The sequence below is a fragment of the Actinomycetospora chiangmaiensis DSM 45062 genome, from assembly GCF_000379625.1.
In the GTDB taxonomy this organism is placed as follows: domain Bacteria; phylum Actinomycetota; class Actinomycetes; order Mycobacteriales; family Pseudonocardiaceae; genus Actinomycetospora; species Actinomycetospora chiangmaiensis.
The window spans coordinates 1-2,736 of sequence record NZ_KB903239.1 but is presented as its reverse complement, the minus strand read 5'-3'; the positions used below and the strand labels follow the sequence as shown (position 1 = coordinate 2,736).

The window sequence follows — 2,736 nt, the reverse complement described above, 5'->3', positions numbered from 1 at the left end:
TCGCGGTTCCACCACATCTCGACCTGCGAGGTCTACGGCGACCTCTCCCTGGACGCCGACGAGGCGTTCACCGAGGACTCCCCCTACCTGCCGCGGACCCCGTACAACGCCGCCAAGGCCGGCGGGGACCACGTGGTGCGTGCCTACGGGCTGACCTACGACGTGCCCGTCACCATCACCAACTGCTCGAACAACTACGGGCCCTTCCAGTTCCCGGAGAAGGTGATCCCGCTGTTCACGACGCGGGCGCTGGCCGGGGAACCGCTGCCGCTCTACGCCTCGACGAAGAACCGCCGCGAGTGGCTGCACGTCTCCGACCACGCCACCGCGATCGACCGGGTCATACACCACGGGCGGGTCGGGGACACCTACAACGTCGGGTCGGGCACCGAGGTCGACATCGAGGGGATCGCCGACACCGTGCTCGGCGCCCTCGGGCTCGGCCCGGAACTCAAGACGATCGTCCCGGACCGTCCCAGCCACGACCGGCGCTACCTGCTCGACAGCTCCAAGCTGCGCAGCGAGCTCGGGTGGGCGCCCGCGGTCGAGTGGACCGACGGGATCGCCGACACCGTCGCCTGGTACCGCGCCAACGAGGCCTGGTGGCGCCCGCTGCTCGGCCGCTCCCCCGTCGTCGAGGGCGCCGGCGCCGACTGGAGCGGCACCGGGCGTTAGGCCCTCCAGGGCACCCCGGGTCCGGACGAACGGGCCGTTCGTCACGCTCTTCCGTGACGAACGGCCCGCTCGTCCGAAGCGCAGTGACGCGAACCCGGACGGGGCTCAGCGCGGGACCAGGTCCGACACGTCCACCTGGAACTGCATCGCCTTGTACGGCCAGTTGGTGCCGGTGTTCCACTGGCTGACGACGAGGTGGAGGTCCTCCAGCGTCGAGCCCGGCACCGTGTAGCCGCCGTAGAGCTGGGCGACCCGCCCGCCCGGGTGGTCCTCGTCGCCCCAGCCGGCGCCGGCGACGACGGTCGTGCGCGGGGCGGTGTGGAGGTTCGCCGTCGGGTGGTCGAGCAGCAGGGCGTCGATGCGGTAGTTCCCGGCGTCGAACACGACGAGCAGCCACCACTCGCGGCCGGTCGCGTCGGGCACGCGACGCAGCGACAGCTCGCCGAAGGCGCCCGGCAGCACCACGGTGGGCGGGCGGCCCCAGTCCCACGTCGCGCCGTCCCACCCCCAGCCCTCCCAGGCGGTCGGGTCGGCGAGGCGCTCGACGGGGACCCGGTGCAGCAGCAGCCCGTGCGCGCGCTGGAAGCCCGTGGTGAACGCGTGGACCCAGGTGCCGTCGGTCTCCCAGGTGAGCATCTGGAACAGCCCGCCGTGGTGGTCGCCCGGCCAGCGGACCCCGGCCGGCTCCCAGGTCTCGCCCGAGTCGCGGGAGCGGTGCAGTTCCGTCGCACGCGGGTGGCCGAGCTCGCGGCAGGCCATGACGTGCAGCCACACGTCGTCCCCGAGCGTGATCATGTCCGTCGGCAGCACCGTGGAGATGCGGCGCAGCGACAGCATCGAGGAGCCCATCCGCCGCAGGCCCCGGTGGCGGTAGCCGACGACCTGCTGCGCGTAGCCGTCCTCGCCGGCGCAGCCGGTCCACCGCAGTCCGGTGTCCACCGACGCCGGGTCGGCGAAGAGCACCACCGGGGACCGCCAGCCGGGGCCGCCGACCCCGGCGATCTCGAACGTGTCACCGAACACCGAGACCAGGCGACCGTCCGGCGCGCGGACGGTGGCTCCGAGGTCGGTGCCGCCGACGCCGAAGCGGTCGGTGATCCCGGGGCCGGTGAGGTCGCAGACCTTACGTGCGAGCGGCATGGCCGCAGCCTGCCAGCGATCCGCCGGACACCCGGCGTCGGGAAGACGGACCGAGGGGTGGGAGGAGCACACCGGTGGCGGCCGCGAGAGCGACTCAGAAGAGAAGCGGAGTGTGGGCGAGGGGGGAGTTGAACCCCCACATCCTTCCGGATACACGGACCTGAACCGTGCGCGTCTGCCATTCCGCCACTCGCCCCGAGTGGTGCCGATCCGTGATCGACGTGGGAGACCCTAGCACCCCCCGAGAACCCCACCCCGAAGGAGGTCAACGAAGGTTGTTGCGCGACCGATACCATCGAGGGGTCCGCGCGGTGTGGCGACACTCCGGGCGGACGGAACACCTCGGACGAGCGAACCGGAGGAGGGATCGCGGGTGGGGCGCGCACAGCGCTTCGAGCGCAAGCTCGAGGGAATCGTGGGTGACACCTTCGCGCGGGTCTTCGGCGGCAAGGTCGTTCCCCAGGAGATCGCACAGGCCCTCCGCCGGGAGGCGGAGGACAACGTGCGAGTCTTGGCCGGTGGGCGTCAGCTGGCGCCCAACCACTACACGGTGGTGCTCAGTCCTGCCGATCACGATCGGTTGGCAGGGGACGAAGAGACCATCACCCACTCGCTGATCGACTGCGTGGAAGAGCACCTCACAGAGGGCGGGTGGGAGACATACGGTGAGGTCGTAGTCTCTCTGGAGCGTTCCGACGCGCTGCACACGGGACAGTTCCGCACCAAGTCGTCCGTTGACCCCGACGCGTCGCGGCAGCGGACCGCGAGCCCCCGATCCGCAGGAGAGCACCCCATGAGCCAGGCACCCGGTCGGTACCCGGAGGAGCAGGACCAGCGCGGCTACGGCCAGCAGGGTCACCCGCAGCAGCAGGGCTACGGGCAGGACCCGTACGGCCAGCAGCAGGGCTACCCGCAGCAGGG

At 71.6% G+C, this 2,736-nt stretch carries 3 protein-coding genes and 1 tRNA gene; 2 read left to right on the top strand and 2 right to left on the bottom strand.

Annotated elements, in window-relative coordinates:
• Positions 1-675: dTDP-glucose 4,6-dehydratase (locus A3CO_RS32805; RefSeq protein ID WP_018333446.1), on the top strand; the 675-nt coding region annotated here is incomplete at its 5' end.
• A gap of 105 nt (positions 676-780) precedes the next feature.
• Here A3CO_RS32805 and A3CO_RS32800 read toward each other — a convergent pair.
• Positions 781-1,815: a glycoside hydrolase family 183 protein gene (locus A3CO_RS32800; protein ID WP_018333445.1), complete on the bottom strand. Its 1,035-nt coding sequence runs from the start codon at positions 1,813-1,815 to the stop codon at positions 781-783.
• A gap of 113 nt (positions 1,816-1,928) precedes the next feature.
• A tRNA-Leu gene (locus tag A3CO_RS0117025) sits at positions 1,929-2,011 on the bottom strand.
• A 177-nt stretch (positions 2,012-2,188) separates the two neighbouring features.
• On the opposite strand from A3CO_RS0117025, the gene A3CO_RS0117020 reads away from it, so the two are divergent.
• The coding region (locus tag A3CO_RS0117020; RefSeq protein WP_018333444.1) for a DUF3662 domain-containing protein at positions 2,189-2,736 on the top strand (548 nt) is incomplete at its 3' end.